The organism is Microbacterium gubbeenense DSM 15944 (assembly GCF_000422745.1).
GTDB classification, from domain to species: Bacteria; Actinomycetota; Actinomycetes; order Actinomycetales; family Microbacteriaceae; genus Microbacterium; species Microbacterium gubbeenense.
The window spans coordinates 132,003-147,264 of the sequence record NZ_AUGQ01000002.1 but is presented as its reverse complement, the minus strand read 5'-3'; the positions used below and the strand labels follow the sequence as shown (position 1 = coordinate 147,264).

At 67.1% G+C, this 15,262-nt stretch carries 12 protein-coding genes and 1 tRNA gene; 9 read left to right on the top strand and 4 right to left on the bottom strand.

The window, feature by feature from the left end; genetic code table 11:
* Nucleotides 1-1,233 (top strand): alpha-hydroxy acid oxidase, encoded by a 1,233-nt coding sequence (locus tag G510_RS0102680; protein WP_029152342.1) that lies wholly within the window; start codon nucleotides 1-3, stop codon nucleotides 1,231-1,233.
* Between the two features lie 77 nt (nucleotides 1,234-1,310).
* A tRNA-Pro gene (locus tag G510_RS0102675) sits at nucleotides 1,311-1,384 on the top strand.
* 162 nt (nucleotides 1,385-1,546) lie between these two features.
* Here G510_RS0102675 and G510_RS0102670 read toward each other — a convergent pair.
* Complete coding sequence (locus G510_RS0102670; RefSeq protein WP_036321771.1) at nucleotides 1,547-2,548, bottom strand: LacI family DNA-binding transcriptional regulator; 1,002 nt, start codon at nucleotides 2,546-2,548, stop codon at nucleotides 1,547-1,549.
* 111 nt (nucleotides 2,549-2,659) lie between these two features.
* Here G510_RS0102670 and G510_RS0102665 point away from each other — a divergent pair, with 111 nt between their 5' ends.
* The 3 genes from G510_RS0102665 (at nucleotide 2,660) to G510_RS0102655 (ending at nucleotide 6,729) form a co-directional block, all read left to right on the top strand.
* Nucleotides 2,660-2,866, top strand: coding sequence for a hypothetical protein (locus G510_RS0102665; RefSeq protein ID WP_029152340.1), 207 nt, complete (start codon nucleotides 2,660-2,662; stop codon nucleotides 2,864-2,866).
* Between the two features lie 88 nt (nucleotides 2,867-2,954).
* Nucleotides 2,955-6,047 carry a DUF5722 domain-containing protein gene (locus G510_RS18975; RefSeq protein ID WP_157560385.1) on the top strand — a complete coding sequence of 1,031 codons (3,093 nt, stop codon included), beginning with the start codon at nucleotides 2,955-2,957 and terminating at the stop codon, nucleotides 6,045-6,047.
* Between the two features lie 79 nt (nucleotides 6,048-6,126).
* Complete coding sequence (locus G510_RS0102655; RefSeq protein ID WP_029152339.1) at nucleotides 6,127-6,729, top strand: GTP pyrophosphokinase; 603 nt, start codon at nucleotides 6,127-6,129, stop codon at nucleotides 6,727-6,729.
* An 83-nt stretch (nucleotides 6,730-6,812) separates the two neighbouring features.
* On the opposite strand, the gene G510_RS0102650 is transcribed toward G510_RS0102655, so the two are convergent.
* Complete coding sequence (locus G510_RS0102650; protein WP_029152338.1) at nucleotides 6,813-7,724, bottom strand: metallophosphoesterase; 912 nt, start codon at nucleotides 7,722-7,724, stop codon at nucleotides 6,813-6,815.
* On the bottom strand, nucleotides 7,724-10,324 hold the full coding sequence (locus G510_RS15140) for a transglycosylase domain-containing protein (protein ID WP_084644165.1): 2,601 nt from the start codon (nucleotides 10,322-10,324) through the stop codon (nucleotides 7,724-7,726). The genes G510_RS0102650 and G510_RS15140 overlap by 1 nt, the downstream gene beginning before the upstream one ends.
* A gap of 99 nt (nucleotides 10,325-10,423) precedes the next feature.
* Between G510_RS15140 and sp36 the strand changes: the two genes are divergently transcribed.
* Nucleotides 10,424-10,642, top strand: coding sequence for a Sp36 family protein (gene sp36 / locus G510_RS0102640; protein ID WP_029152337.1), 219 nt, complete (start codon nucleotides 10,424-10,426; stop codon nucleotides 10,640-10,642).
* The gene (locus G510_RS0102635; protein ID WP_029152336.1) at nucleotides 10,639-11,106 is read left to right on the top strand and encodes a RidA family protein; all 468 of its coding nucleotides are present in this window, start codon (nucleotides 10,639-10,641) and stop codon (nucleotides 11,104-11,106) included. The genes sp36 and G510_RS0102635 overlap by 4 nt, the downstream gene beginning before the upstream one ends.
* A gap of 51 nt (nucleotides 11,107-11,157) precedes the next feature.
* On the opposite strand, the gene acs is transcribed toward G510_RS0102635, so the two are convergent.
* Entirely contained in the window at nucleotides 11,158-13,125 is a 1,968-nt protein-coding gene (gene acs / locus G510_RS0102630) for an acetate--CoA ligase (protein WP_029152335.1), read from the bottom strand.
* A gap of 208 nt (nucleotides 13,126-13,333) precedes the next feature.
* Between acs and G510_RS0102625 the strand changes: the two genes are divergently transcribed.
* Both G510_RS0102625 and G510_RS0102620 read left to right on the top strand, forming a co-directional pair.
* On the top strand, nucleotides 13,334-14,347 hold the full coding sequence (locus tag G510_RS0102625) for a TadA family conjugal transfer-associated ATPase (protein WP_029152334.1): 1,014 nt from the start codon (nucleotides 13,334-13,336) through the stop codon (nucleotides 14,345-14,347).
* Nucleotides 14,335-15,246, top strand: a complete 912-nt coding sequence (locus tag G510_RS0102620) for a type II secretion system F family protein (RefSeq protein WP_245563215.1) — start codon at nucleotides 14,335-14,337, stop codon at nucleotides 15,244-15,246. Before G510_RS0102625 ends, G510_RS0102620 begins: the two co-directional genes overlap by 13 nt.
* The last annotated feature ends 16 nt before the right edge of the window (nucleotides 15,247-15,262 follow it).

Here is a 15,262-nt window from a genome sequence, read left to right as displayed (position 1 = left end):
ATGGTTCAGCGACAGTTTCCGAAGCCCGCAGAGGTGATGGAGTTCCTCAAGATCAAGCTGCCCGAGTTCGGCAAGGACGCCCGGCTGAAGAAGGCGTTCACGATCTACGACCTCCGCGACATCGCGAAGCGCCGCACGCCGGCCGCCGCGTTCGACTACACCGATGGTGCGGCCGACCAGGAGCTGTCGATGACCCGTGCGCGCCAGGCGTTCGAGGACATCGAGTTTCACCCGGACATCCTGAAGCCGGCCGCGAACGTCGACACGACGACGCAGATCCTCGGCGGCACCTCGGCGCTGCCGTTCGGCATCGCGCCGACCGGCTTCACCCGCCTCATGCAGACCGAGGGCGAGACGGCCGGCGCCGGGGCGGCGGGCGCGGCGGGCATCCCGTTCACGCTCTCGACGCTTGGCACCACCTCGATCGAAGACGTGAAGAAGGCGAACCCTGACGGTCGCAACTGGTTCCAGCTGTACGTCATGCGCGACCGTGAGACTTCCTACGGCCTCGTGGAGCGGGCGGCCGCGGCCGGCTTCGACACGCTGCAGTTCACGGTCGATACCCCGATCGCGGGCAACCGCATGCGCGACGGCCGCAACGGGTTCTCGATCCCGCCGCAGTTGTCGATCGGCACGATCCTCAACGCGCTCCCGCGACCGTGGTGGTGGATTGACTTCCTCACCACGCCGAAGCTCGAGTTCGCGTCGCTGTCGACGACGGGCGGCACGGTCGGCGATCTGCTGAACGCGGCGATGGATCCGACGATCAGCTATGACGACCTGGCCATCATCCGCAAGCTGTGGCCCGGCAAGATCGTGATCAAGGGCGTGCAGAACGTGCCCGACGCGGTGAAACTCATCGACCTCGGCGTCGACGGCATCATCCTGTCGAACCACGGCGGGCGCCAGCTCGACCGCGCTCCGATCCCGTTCCGCCTGCTGCCGCAGGTTGTGAAGGAGGTCGGACAGGACGCGACCGTCATGGTCGACACCGGCATCATGAACGGCCAGGACATCGTGGCCGCCATGGCGCTCGGCGCCGACTTCACGCTCGTGGGTCGCGCGTACCTGTATGGCCTGATGGCCGGCGGCCGCGAGGGCGTCGACCGCATGATCGCGATCCTCTCGAGCGAGATCCGTCGCACCATGGTGCTGCTCGGAGTCAGCACGATCGAGGAGCTCGAGCCGCGCCACGTGACGCAGCTGACGCGCCTCGTGCCAGTCGGCGAGTAGCCCCGGATTCGCCACGCGCGGGCGTCGGAGCCAGTTCGACGCCCGCGTGCGGATCCGTTAGACTAGTCAAGTTGTCACGGGGTATGGCGCAGTTTGGTAGCGCGCCTCGTTCGGGACGAGGAGGTCGCAGGTTCAAATCCTGTTACCCCGACCGTGATGAGACGAATGGCCGGATCTGATGCTCCGGCCATTCGTCGTTGGGCGTTCACTGATGACCGTGGACGGATCGTCAATTCCGACACCGTGCTGGGCCGCGGACGACGCGAGTTCGTGGGGGTATCGCGGCGTGCGGCAATAGGCCGCTGACGGCGGGTCAGCCGGTGCGCGTCGAGCTGTGGCGAACGACCAGCTCGGGCTGGATGATCGTGTGTCGCACCGCGGTGCGAGTGGCCGCACGCGCCTGCTCGGTGACGAGATCGACTGCGCCGCGCCCGAACTCGACGCGGGGGCGCCTGACGGATGACAGCGGGACCGCCGATGCGGCCGCGAAGTCGACGTCGTCGTAGCCGATGACCGCGATGTCGTCCGGCACCAATACCGTCCCGGTGCGGACGAACGACTCGATGATGCCGATAGCGAGAGAGTCGTTCGCCGCAAAGATACCATCCGGACGCTCCGCCTTGCGGCGGCGCGAGATGTCGTCGCCCGCGGAAATTCCTGCGGTTACGGAGCGGTCGTTCGTCGCGATGATCTCCATCTTCACTCCGGAAGACTCCGCGATCGCGCTTTGCGCTCCGCGCAGGCGCTGCGCGATCTGATGAGTCTTCATCTCGCCTCCGACGAAGGTGATGCGCTGGCACCCTTGCTGTACCAGGTGCGATACGGCGTGCTTCGCGCCGGTGAAGTCGTCGACGGAGCAGGACGAGAAGCGGTCCACGTCGGGGTACGCGTCCATGAGCACGGTGGGGGTGTCAGTGCTGTGCAGCAGATCGAGCTCCGACGTCTGGGTGTGTCCGGATGCCAGGATCACTCCATAGACGCGCTGCTGCACGAGCAGACGAATGTACTCGGCTTCGCGTTCGGCGTCACCGTTTGCGCTCACGATCGAGAGAAAGAGGTCGTCCTCCGTCGCGCGACGCTCCATCGCCTCGGCAACCTCGCCGAAGAAGGGGTTGTTCAGCTCGAGCGCGACGAGCGTGAGCGTGCGGCTGCGTCCGGACTTCAACTGTCGGGCCGCCTCGTTGCGGGTGTATCCGAGCTCGTCGATCGCCGCGCGTATGCGCGCCTGCATCGCCGGCGATACTCGCTCGGGTGTGTTGAGGTACTTGGAAACTGTTCCGAGCGCCACAGATGCGTGGCGAGCGACGCCCTTCATGCTGACCACGTGGCGAATCCTTCCTGCGCGGCGGGCGCGCTGTCGTAGCCCATGTCGTGAGCATATGATAGTGTAACGTTTCACTCACGAGGCTCGCTATGAGAGGTCCGCATGTCGACGACGACGTCCCGCTCGATGGCATCGGGAAGGAACTTCGGCGTCCCGATGCTGAAGGACGGGTGCATCCAGCGTCCGTCCGAGCTCGTGGGCCAGAACGTGTTCGAGGGTATTCCGGTCGGCTCTGCGGCCCTCAGCGAAACGCTCGAGGCCGTGCAGCAGATTTCGGTCGACTGGACGGAGGGCTCGACTCAGAACTGACGCATCGCACCACGGCTGGGGCGTTCTGCGCGAACGACCCCGACTGCACCTGAAGACTTCAACGGAGAATCGGAACAGGAACATTCGCGTGACACATCACATCCATAGTCTGCGTGCCGGTGACCGGCACGACCAGACCGCACGCCGACGTCGTCGGCCCGTCGCGGGGGCCCTCGCGGTGCTCGCCGCCATGGCAACGTCGGTGCTCTCGCCTTCGGCTGCGCTCGCCGAAGAAAATCCGGAGTGGACATTCGACACACCGGGCGACACACAGGGATGGGCCGCAGGCAGCGGCGTCCCTTCGCTCGAAGCCACCGAGCGCGGTCTCGAGGTACAGGTCGAAGGGCAGGACCCCTGGATCGCCTCCCCGGACTTCGCACTCGACGCCGAAACGGTCAACACCGTCGAGATCGATGCGGAGAACGCGACGGGAAACGCGATCGGCAAGATCTACTGGCAGACAGAAGACGAGCCGGTCTGGTCGGAGGGTATGGCCCAAACCTTCGAGTTGCGACCTGACGAGACCGAGCCCAGCGAGTATCGCGTGGACCTGCGGGGTATCTCCTCATGGGACGGCACGATCACAAAGCTGCGCATCGATCCCGGTGATAACGCCACGAGCGAGGGCATCGTCACGATCACGTCGATCGGTTTCGATTTCAATAAGGAAGAGCTGCCGAATCCGGAGGACGAAGATCGCGATCCGGTCGAGCACGTGGGCCACGTCGATCCGATCACCGCGACCGACTCGGAGCTGCTCGTCACGGGAGCGACCGATGAAAGCGCGGAAGAGTACCGTCTCTACGAGTTGGACGCATGGGAGTACGAGACTGACGTCGATGACGCGGAGCTGCTGGATGCGCACCCCGCGTCTTCGGGTGACTTCTCTTTCGCCGTGCCGCGCTTCGACGGCGAGCGCGACCGCTTGACATCGAAGTTCCTCGTCGTGGCCGCGACGGGCGACGAGGTCGCCTACGTCGACTCCGCGCGATACGCGACCGAGCTCGACTTCGCCGCGAAGAATGATTTCGAGTTCCCCGAGCCGCCGACGAAGAAGGGGCTGCAGGTGCAGATGACCGACGACGCCGAGGAACTCGGCGTCGGCCACGCGGCCATCAACATCGCATTCGATCAGTTGCTTCAGCCGGAAGATCTCGGATCCGACAAGTCGATCCCGTTCACGTACGACGGTGAGACGTACTACTTCGACCGTGAGTATGCCGCGGCGAGCGATCAGGCGATCAAGCCGCTGTCCGATAACGACATGCTGGTAAATCTGATCCTCATTGTTTATGACAATGAGAAGTCGAACCCGGGTGCTCCCGACCTGCTCATCCACCCCGATGCCGCTCGTGGTCAAGGGACGGTGTATGCGTTCAACACGGTCGACGAGAACTCTCGCTATTTCCGTGCCACGCTCGCGTTCCTGGCGGAACGGTACAGCCAAGAGGACGAGTCGCATGGCCGCGCCGTGGGTTGGATCGTCGGCAACGAAGTCAACTCGCCGTGGGCCTGGCAGAACCAGGGTGAGGCGACTGTCAATACGTTCATGGACGACTACGAGCGCGCAATGCGGTGGACCTACCTTGAGACGACGCGGGAGTATGACAAGGCACGTACATACATCTCGCTCGATCACTTCTGGAACGGCTCGTTGAACCCGGCGCAGCCCTACCGGTACTACGGAAGTCGCGACCTCATCGATCGTCTGCAGGAACTCACCGAGGAGGCGGGCGACTTCCCATGGAACGTCGCGCAGCACCCCTATCCTGAGGATCTGTTCGACCCTGCCGTGTGGAACGACGAGACGGCAACCGACTCGTTCGATACGATGCGCATCACGTTCAAGAATCTCCAGGTGCTGTCGGAGTATCTCGGTCAGGAGCAGTTCCTCGACGACGGCGAGCTGCGGCACATCATCCTGTCTGAGCAGGGCTTCAACACCCCGGATGACAGCGAGGAAGCTGCCGAGCTGCAGGCCGCCGCGTATGCCTACGGCTATTACCGCGCGGTTTCTACCCCCGGGATCGACTCGTTCATCCTGCACCGCCACGTCGACTACAAGACTGAGGGCGGTCTGCGGCTCGGGCTGTGGACGTGGGACGACGAGAGTGAGGAGGATTCGTCCCCGGACGAGAAGAAGCCGATCTACGACGTGTTCCGCTACATCGATACGGTTGAGGGGGCCGAACACACGGCATTCGCGCCGGAAATCATCGGCGAGGAATCGTGGGAAGGCATCTTCCCCGGCCTCGATATCGAGGCACAGGGCACGCGACCGCTGCCGGAAGAGATGCCGACGTCTCTCAGCGGCAGCGGTGATTCCGGCGACGAGACAGAAGTCCGGATCCCTCTCGCGAACGACGCCTGGGTGGCGAGCGACAACGCGACCGGCGTCCAGCAGACGGACGACGGCGTGATGGTCGACTTCGCGGCACTCGACAAGCTCTGGCGCGGCATCGTGCAGTCCGCTGCAGAACCGATCGCCGCGACGGATGCACCGCTGCTGCAGGTCGGGATCGACGTGCCCGGGACCGATGCCGAAAGCGACCGCGTAGCGAAGGTCAAGGTGTACGCCGGCGACGAGGTCGCGTTCGGTACCGCTGAGCTCACGAGCGAACACAGCGACGTGACCGTCGACCTTGGCGACTGGGACAGAATCGATGCAATCGAACGGATCAAGGTCTGGGTTCGCGGATCGTCGAACGCCGACTGGGACGGCACCTTTACGGTGACGGGCGCTGGCTTCGCCGCGGAGGCGCCGCCCTCTGAAGAGCCGGAACCAGAGGAGCCGGGGGAGCCTGGTCCTGAGGAGCCGGGACAACCTGGTCCTGAGGCGCCCGGTCAGCCGGAGCCCGAGGAACCGGAACAGCCTGGTCCCGAGGCGCCCGGTCAGCCGGAGCCCGAGGAACCGGGCGAGCCGGAGCCGACAGAGCCGGCCCCGAGCCAGCCCGGTCCGGAGGAACCGGGGCAGCCTGAGCAGCCCGGTCAGCCCGGTCAGCCCGGTCCCGAAGACCCAGGTGGCGAGGAACCTGAGCCCAGCGAGGGCCCTGCCGTGGCGGAAGAGCCGTTGTCCCCGACTGGTGGTGACATCGCGCCTGCTCTCGGAGCATTCGGCATCCTGCTGTTGGTCGGCGGGTTTATCGCGTGGCGTTCGTCTCGCCGTCTCTCGACCAAGTAGTCGCTCGGGCGCGTCCCGCCTTCCGTCGCATTGCGCGCAGAAGGCGGGACGCGCCGTCGCGTCGAATAGGCTTGACACCATGGACATCGAGGCGGAGGTCAAAGAAGCGATGCGGGCGTACGACCGCAACCTCGTCGAATATCGAGCGCTGACCGAGGCTCTCGAATCGGAGATCCCGCTACACCTGCGCCAGTGGGGCGTCGCAGATTTCCGCGTGGAGGCCCGCGTGAAGAAGCGCGGATCCTTCGAAAAGAAGGTGCGTAGGGATCCGGCGCGCGCCGTGCTCGACATCGTCGGCGTGCGTGTGATGGCATTTTTCCGCAGTGACCTCGCGCAGGTCGAGAAGATGACCCGGCGCCTGTTCGAGGTCGTCGAGGAGTCGTACATCGACAAGGGTGACCTGCTGGGCGACGAGAGCTTCGGCTACCGCAGCGTGCAGTTCGTCGCGCGCACGCGGGAGGGGAGCGTGTTCGCCGCGGTTCCGGCGGGGATCCCGGTGGAGATCCAGATCCGCACGATGCTCGAGCACGTCTGGGCGGAGGTCGAGCACGACTTCCGCTACAAGCCGCTGTCCGAGCCGCCGAACCCCGACATCAATCGCCGCTTCGCCCTAACGGCTGCGCTGCTGGAACAGGCCGACCGCAACCTGGACGACATCCGCCGGGAGCTCGAAAGCCGCTAGCCCCGCCCCAAACCTTCAGTTCTGGCACATTTCCGCGCGCAATGCGCTGCAGAAATGTGCCAGAAATAAAGAAATAGGCGGGGTCAGCGCCGCGGCGCCAGCGTGATCAGGGAGACCTCCGGGCGGCAGGCGAAGCGCACCGGTGAGTAGATCGAGTGGCCGAGGCCGGCGCTGACGTTCAGAGGCACCGATCGGCCGTCGTGGTGCCACGTCGAGAGACCGCGGGCCTGTTTCAGCGGCAGGTCGCAGTTCGCGACGAGGGCGCCGTAGCCCGGCACGCGCACCTGTCCGCCGTGCGTGTGGCCGGCGAAGATCGCGTCGACGCCGCGGTCCATGAAACCGTTGAGCACCCGCTGATAGGGGGCATGCGTGACGCCGATCGTGAGGGCAGCGGGGGAGGCGCCGACGAGCGACTCGTCGATCGCGTCCCAGTCTTCGTACTTATGGTGCGGATCGTCCGTTCCGATGAAGCGGATCCGATGCCCGCGCACGTCGAGCACCGCCGTGTCGTTGTTGAGGGTCGACCAGCCGAGGTCGCCCTCGAGGAAATCATCGAGCTCATCCGAGTCGAGCCGCGAGACGTCGGGCTTCTTCTTCGAGGGGCCGAGGAAGTACCGGAACGGGTTGCGCGGCTTCGGCGCCCAGATGTCGTTGGATCCGTGCACGTGCACGCCCGGGGTGCCCGTGAACGCGCCGAGCGCGCCGCGAATGGCGGGCAGCGCGTCCGGGTGCCCGAAGTTGTCGCCCGTGTCGATCACGAGGTCCGGGCGCAGCGATGCGAGGTGTGCCACCCACTCGCGCTTCCTGCGCTGCCACGGTGCGAGGTGCATGTCGCTGATGTGCAGGATCCGGATCGGATCCGTTCCCGGAGGAAGGATCCGCGCCGTGCGGTGGCGCACCGTGAACAGGTAGCGCTCGATGCCGATGCCCCACGTCGCTGCCGCGGCGCCGGCGATGCCGACCGCCGCGAGGGCGGCCGGCAGTGGGCGGGTCATCAGTCGTCGTTCTCTGCGTCGTCCGCGCTGGCGTTGCACCTCGACGCCTCACGGTTGATCTTCACCGTCGCGCCCTCCTCGACCTGCGTTCCGGCCGACGGATCGGTGCTCGTCACGCGGCCGCCTGCGGGCGCATCCGGGTTCGTCTTACACGCGGTGAGTTCCACGCGCAGGCCGAGCTCGAAGAGCTCGCTGTACGCCTTGCCGGGGGACATGCCCGAGACGTCAGGGATCTCGATGGATCCCTTGCCGTCGGAGATCAGCAGCGTGATGAGGCTGCCGGCCGGGGCCTTGCCCGACGGGTTCGTGCCCTCGACGAGGCCCTTGTCCTGCTCGCCGGGGATCGAGTCGCCCGTGCGCACCTGGAAGCCCTCGCCCCGGAGCACGGAGGTCGCTTCGTCGACCGACATGCCCGAGACGTTCGGCACCTGCTTCTCGACGACCTTCGTCAGGCCCGGATCGGGCTCGGGGAAGGCCTCGCCGCCGTACTTGGCGTTTGCGGCGGCCTGGACCTCCCGGGACATCGTGTAGCGAATGCCGTCGAGACCGTTGAGGAACAGGTCGCCCTGGCCGTTCCGGACACCGCCGCTCGCGTTGCCGATCCATGCGGCGGAGGTGACGTTTGACGTCGTCTGGACCATCCACGACTGGATGCCCTCGTGCGTACCGGTCTTACCGAACGTCGCGATCCCGTCGCCGACGTTGGCGCTGCTACCGGTCTGGCCGGGCTCCATCACGCGGGACATCGTGTACGCCGTCGTCGCGGCGATGTTCTCGTCGAGCACGCGCTCGCACTTGGTCTCGGGGATGGGGAGCTGCTCGCCGTCCGGCGCGTCCGCGCGCAGGATCGCAGTCGGCTCGCAGTGGGTTCCGCCGTTGGCCACGGTGGCGTACGCGGACGCGATGTCGATCGGTGCGATGTTCGCGGATCCGAGGATACTGAAGGCGGTCTCGTGTCCGGGGAGGTCCGAGATCGGATCGCCGTTGCCGAGGGTGACGCCCATGCGGTCGGCGACGTTGTGGATGTCACAGACATCGAGCTGAGACGCCATGGCGTAGAAACCGCTGTTCAGCGAGAGGCCGGTGAAGTTTCTCACCGAGTTGATGCTGCCGCCGTTGTTCGCGAAGTTGTCGCCGCGGGCGGTCGTGTACGAACTCGTCGATCCGTGGCAGGTGAACGGCAGTGTCCGGCCGACGCGGCCATCGAGATACTCGTTGGCGCTGCGGCCCTGTTCGAGCCAGTCAATGATCGTGAACATCTTGTACGTCGATCCGGCCGAGAATCCGGTGGAGCGGCCGTGCGTGAAGTCTGCGGCATAGACGAGGGAGGACTCGCCTGGCGCGGTCTCGGACGACTCGTTGAACAGCGTGTTCTGCGCGAGCGAGAGGATGTTGCCCGTGTGCGTATCGATCTGTACCGCCGCCGCGCCGAGGTCCATGCCGTCGCGGTTCGTCGCGACGTTTCGCGCCATCGACTGCTGCGCCTCGTACTGCAGGTTGTTGTCGAGCGTGGTGTAGATATCCAGCCCGCCGCGGGTGAGCAGGTCGCTGCGCTCCTCCGGCGTCTCGCCGAAGGCCTCGGCGTAGCGCTCGTCGTGCAGGATCGTGTTCTTCACGTACTGGCAGAAGTACGCCGTGCCGCCGGCCGCCGCGCAGCCCTGCACGCGGTTCTTGAGCTTCGGCTCGATCGGCTGTTCGATCGTCTCGTCGAACTTCTCCTGCGTGATCGTGCCCTCGGCGAGCATGCGGCCGAGCACCTGGTCGCGACGATCCTTCGTCAGCTTGTAGCCGTCGGCCTCGCCGTTGACCTCGTTTTCGGGCTGGTCGAGGCGCAGCGTCGAGGGGTAGTTCACGATTCCGGCGAGCGTCGCGGCCTCGTTGAGGTTGACGTCCTTCGCCGACTTCGAGAAGTAGCGCTGGGCCGCGGCCTCGATGCCGTAGGTCGATCCGCCGAAGTTCACGAGGTTGAGGTACCCGATCAGGATCTGCTCCTTGGAGTAGTCCTGCTCGATCGTGATCGCGTACCGCATCTCCTGCAGCTTGCGCTGGTATCCCTCGGTGCCGTCGGCGGTGGTCGCGTCCTCGGCGCACTCGGCGAGCGTTTCCTGATCCGTCGCCGTGCGCTCGCACGTCTGCACCTGTACGCCCTTGACGTACTGCTGGCTGATCGAGGATCCGCCCTGGGTGGTGTCGGTGACCGCGTTGCTGAGCAGCGCGCGGCCCGTTCCGATCAGGTCGACGCCGCCGTGCTCGTAATAGCGCGGATCCTCGGTCGACAGCAGGGCGTCGTAGACGAACTGCGAGACCTCGCCGTATTCGACGGGTTCGCGGTTCTGGTCGTAGAACGAAGCCAGCTCGTAGTAGTCGTCCTCGCCCTCACCGGTGGGGGCATAGATCGTCGTCGGCTCCATCGGGCGGTCGACCTGAAGGTTGCCGGGCAGGCTGTCGAACAGCGAGATCGCGCTGGAGGCCGCGTAGCCGGATACGGCGATGGCGGGTGTCACGGTCGCGGTCACGAGAATGCCGGCGACCGCGCTCAGACCGACGAGTCCTATGACGCCGCCGAGCACACCGCCGAACGTCCTTTTCGCATGAGGCATAGGGTTGATGCTAAGGGCAAAGCCTGGGTAGCGCGTCTCTGCGCGCCCTGTGCCGCCCCGATCCACAGCCACATCATTCGCGTTTCGACGGGAGAAATCGTGACCACCTGGGAGTACCTCACCACTCCGCTGATGATCCACAACACAGCGGCGATCCTCAACAACTGGGGCAAGCAGGGCTGGGAGCTGGTGCAGATCGTGCAGAACGCCGAAGGCGGACTCGTGGCCTACATGAAGCGTCCCGCCGGATCCGGCGACCACAACGCGGGCCTCGCCCACGCGGCCGAGGCCGCCAAGCAGTTCGGAGACGAGCAGTGAGCGTCTCGGAGCGCCTCGCCGAGCTCGGCATCGACCTGCCGGACGTCGCGGCTCCGGTCGCGAGCTACGTCCCCGCGAAGGTCCACGGCGATCTCGTGTGGACGTCGGGCCAGCTGCCGTTCGTCTCCGGCGCGCTTCCCGCGTCGGGCAAGGTCGGCGACGGGCACGGCCTCGTGCCGGCCTCCGACGCGCAGGATCTCGCGCGCACGTCCGCGCTGAACGCCATCGCGGCGGCCGCCGCGGCCGTCGGCGGCGTCGACCGGCTGACGGGCGTGTTCAAGGTCACGGGCTTCGTCGCTTCGGATCCGTCGTTCACCGGCCAGCCCGGCGTCATCAACGGCGCGAGCACGGTGCTCGGCGAGGTCTTCGGCGAGGCCGGCGCCCACAGCCGTTCGGCGGTCGGCGTCAGTGTGCTGCCGCTCGACTCGCCGGTCGAGGTCGAGGTCGTCTTCACCTTCGCCTGATCGCGCGCACGAAAAGGCGGGCGGATCCCAATGGATCCGCCCGCCTTTTCGTTACTTCACCTGCTTGGTGATGGCCGACATCACCATCGTGTCGGCGAGCGTCTGCGTGTCGCCGACCTCGCGCCCCTCGGCGACATCGCGCAGCAGGCGCCTCATGATCTTGCCGGATCGCGTCTTCGGCAGCTCGCTGACGATGAACACGTCGCGCGGGCGTGCGATCGGGCCGATCTGGGATCCGACCCACTTACGCAGCTCCTCGGCGAGGCCCTCGGGACCGTGCGCCTTGAGGAAGCTCTCCTTCAGGATCACGAACGCCACGACGGCCTGCCCGGTCGTCTCGTCGCTCGCGCCGACGACCGCGGCCTCAGCCGTGGCCTCATGGGCGACGAGCGCCGACTCGATCTCGGTCGTCGACAGGCGGTGGCCCGAGACGTTCATCACGTCGTCGACGCGGCCGAGCAGCCAGATGTCGCCGTCGTCATCCTTTCGGGCTCCGTCGCCCGCGAAGTAGTAACCCTTGTCCGCGAACATCTTCCAGTACGTCTCGACGAACCGATCCGGGTCTCCCCAGATGCCGCGCAGCATGCTGGGCCATGGCTCGGTCACGACGAGCAGCCCGCCGGCGCCTTCGCCGACCGCGTCACCCTTCTCATCGACGACGTCGATCGCGATTCCCGGGAGTGCGACCTGCGCGGATCCGGGCTTCGTCTCGGTCACACCGGGAAGCGGAGAAATCATGAGGGCTCCCGTCTCGGTCTGCCACCACGTGTCGACGATCGGCGCAATGCTGGATCCGATCACGTCGCGGAACCACATCCACGCCTCGGGGTTGATGGGCTCGCCGACCGAACCGAGCAGGCGGATCGACGACAGGTCGCGCTTCTGCGGAATCTCGCGCCCCTGTTTCATGAAGCTGCGCACCGCCGTCGGTGCCGTATAGAAGGTCGTGACGCCGTACTTCTCGATGATGTCCCACCACCGGCCGGGTTCGGGATACTCGGGAGTGCCCTCGTACAGCACCTGCGTCGTGCCGTTCGCGAGCGGACCGTACACCGAGTACGAATGGCCTGTCACCCAGCCGATGTCCGCGGTGCACCAGAACACGTCGGATTCCGGGCGCAGGTCGAAGACGTTCTTGTGTGTGAATGCGACCTGGGTGAGGTAGCCACCCGAGGTGTGCAGGATGCCTTTCGGCTTACCGGTCGTGCCCGACGTGTACAGGATGAACAGTGGGTTCTCACTCGGGAATGCCTCGGCGGTGTGCTCAGCGGACGCGGCGGGAACCACATCGTGCCACCAGATGTCGCGCTCGTCGTTCCAATCGACATCCTGGCCCGTGCGCTTGACGACGAGCACGTTGTCGACCGTCGCCTGCTCGCCCTCGCCGCGGTCTGAAAGCGCCTGATCCACGGCCGGCTTGAGCGGGGTGGCCTTGCCCTTGCGGTACCCGCCGTCGGCGGTGATGACGACTTTCGCGCCGGCATCGTCGATGCGTGAGCGCAGGCTGTCGGCGCTGAATCCGCCGAACACGACAGAGTGCGCGGCGCCGAGGCGAGCGACCGCGAGGAGCGAGGCAACGGCCTCGGGGATCATCGGCAGGTAGATCGCGACGCGGTCGCCGCGGCCCACGCCGAGGCCGGTCAGCACGTTCGCGACGCGCTTGACCTCTTCGGTGAGCTGGGCGTAGGTGATGGTGCGGGTATCTCCCGGCTCCCCCTCGAAGTGGAAGGCGACGCGGTCGCCGCGACCGGCCTCGACGTGGCGGTCGAGGCAGTTGTACGCGACGTTGAGCTCGCCGTCGTCGAACCACTTCGCGAACGGCGGGTTCGACCAGTCGAGCACGTTCGTGAACGGCTTGTGCCAGTCGAGCAGCTCGCGCGACTGCTTCGCCCAGAAGGCCAATCGGTCGGCCTTGGCCTCGTCATACAGCTCCGGCCCGGCGACGGCGTTCTTCGCGAACTCCGCGGAAGGGGCGAACCGGCGGTTCTCCTCGTAGACGTGGTCGATCTGCTGCGACATAGTGTGCTCCTTTGCGACGGACTGACGTGGGGTCGCCCGCGGGCGGGCGCCGACCCTGATGTCGACGGTACGACCTTATTCCTGTGATCGGCTACCTCCGAAAGTCAGGGGTGGGTCAGCGTGCTCACAATCACGGATCTCGTGAGGTTATCTGAGGATCGGGCCGCGCGCTCGTGCAGGGCGCTCGTCCTGTTCCTAGCGTCGAGGCATGCCGGATCCGTTCATCGTCGCCCCGCGGGACAGCGCGCCGCGCACATCACCCGCGGCGGGCGGCGAACCCGCGCGCGAGGACGTTGCGTTCGGGGCGCTCGCCCCGTACGTTGCGGATCCGCGCGTCACGGACATCTTCGTGAACGGATCCGCGGGACTGTTCGTCGACCGCGGGCGCGGGGCGGAGCGCGTCCCCGACTGGCGCGCGTCCGAGCGCGAGGTGCACGATCTCGCCGTCGATCTCGTGGGCTTCGGCGGGCGCCACGTCGACGACTCGTCGCCGCTGGTCGACGTGCGCATGCCGGGCGGCGTGCGGGTGCACGTCGTGCTGGCGCCGGTCGCCACGGGCGGCACGGCCATATCCGTTCGCGTGCCCCGCACCGTCGACATCGACCTCGACGGCCTGAGCGCCGGCGGCACGTTTCCGCCCGAGGTGCGCGAGTGGCTCGGATCCCTCGTCGCGCGCCGGGCGAACATCCTCGTCACGGGAGGTGCGGGGTGCGGCAAGACCACGCTGCTGTCGGCGCTGCTCGGTGCCGCGCCCCGCAACGAGCGCATCGTGACGATCGAGGATGTCGCCGAGCTCCGGCTCGATCACCCGCACCACGTCGCGCTCGAGGCGCGGCAGGCGAACCGCGAGGGAGCGGGCGCGATCGGGCTCGCCCGGCTCGTGCGCGAGAGCCTGCGCATGCGCCCCGACCGGATCGTCGTGGGGGAGTGCCGCGGCGAGGAGATCCGCGACCTGCTGACGGCGCTCAACACCGGCCACGACGGAGGTGCCGGAACCCTGCATGCGAACGGTCTCGCGGATGTTCCCGCCCGCCTCGAGGCGCTCGGCGCACTCGCCGGCTGGGACGACCACGCCGTCGCTCGGCAGGCCTCGAGCGCGTTCGACGTGGTGCTGCATCTCGCGCGCAGTGCAGCGGGCGACAGGCGGCTCATCGCGGTGGGGGAGTTCCGCCAGGTCGCGGGCCGGCTCGAGATCGAGGAGGTATCGCCGTGGCGAGAGTGAAGAAGGCAGAGCAGGCCGACCCTGCGGGCACGCTGCTGTCGCTGGCCGTGCTGCTCGGATCCGGCGCGAGCCCGCCCCGCGCATGGCGGCACCTCGCCGAGGGCGGCGACAGCTCGGCCGCCCGCATCGCGCAGCGCGTCGACGAGGGCGACTCGCTCGTGGTCGCGATCGCGGGCGAGCGCGGATCCGATGCGGCCTGGGGCGATGTCGCCGCCGCATGGGAGGTGGCCGAGTCGGTCGGCGCTCCGCTTGCCGAGACCCTGCGCTCGGTCGCCGATTCACTGCGAGACGCGGCGGAGCTGCGCGATGACGTAAAGGTCGCGCTCGCCGAACCGACGTCGTCCGCGCGGCTCATGCTGTGGCTGCCGCTGCTCGGGCTCGTCGTCGCGGCCGGGCTCGGCCTCGACCCGTTTCGCGTGCTGTTCACCACCCCGCTCGGCGGAATCTGTCTGGGCGTCGGCATCGCGCTGATCCTGCTCGCGCGAGTTTGGACCAGGAGGCTCGTGCGCCAGGCGCAGCCGGCGCCAGGCACCCCTGGCATGCACGAGGAGCTCCTCGCCGCTGCACTGTCGGGCGGGGTCTCTGTCCGGCGGGCACGCGCCGTACTCGAGGCGTGCGACGAATGGTCGATCTCGGCGCGCCGCGAATCGGGCGAAGCGGATCGGGTGCTCACCCTCTCCCGCGCGGCGGGGGTGCCCGCCGTTGAGCTGCTGCGCGCCTCCGCCGCTCATGCGCGGCACCTCGCACGCACAGCCGGACGGCTTCGCGGATCCCGACTCGCTACACGTCTGCTCATCCCCATGGGCGTGTGCACCCTGCCCGCATTCCTGCTTCTCGGCGTCGCGCCGATGCTTCTGAGCGTCGTCAGCGCCACACCGATCCCCGCGTTCGCCGGATGACCGGCGACGACCCCAA